Consider the following 415-nt stretch of genomic DNA (forward strand, 5'->3'; position numbering starts at 1 on the left):
CCCCGTCGCCGCCGATGTACAACTCCCCGGGGACAGCGGTGGGGACGGGCCTGCGCGCGCTGTCGAGGACGTGGAGGGCGGTGTTGGCGATCGGCTCCCCCAGGGTCACCCGGCCGCCCGGGGTGAGGCGGCTCGCCGCCGACCAGATGGTGGTCTCGGTGGGGCCGTAGAGGTTCCACACCTGCCCGTTGCCCGCGAGGAGCGCCTCGGCCAGGTCGGGGGGCAGCGCCTCCCCGCCGCACAGCACCTTCAGCGAGCGGTCCCCCCGCCAGCCGGCGGCCAGCAGCATGCTCCAGGTCGCCGGGGTGGCCTGCATGACGGTGGGACGGGACCGTTCGAGGGCCTCGCGCAGCCGCAGCCCGTCGCGGGCGTCCTCGGCGGCGAGCACCTCCACCGTGCCGCCGGTGACCAGCGG

The 415-nt window shown here is 76.6% G+C and carries 1 protein-coding gene; it reads right to left on the bottom strand.

Annotated features, from left to right (window positions below; translation table 11 throughout):
- The coding region (locus IH13_RS0135990; protein ID WP_031091347.1) for an AMP-binding protein at positions 1–415 on the bottom strand (415 nt) is incomplete at both ends.

The organism is Streptomyces sp. NRRL WC-3549, assembly GCF_000721935.1.
Lineage (GTDB): Bacteria > Actinomycetota > Actinomycetes > Streptomycetales > Streptomycetaceae > Streptomyces.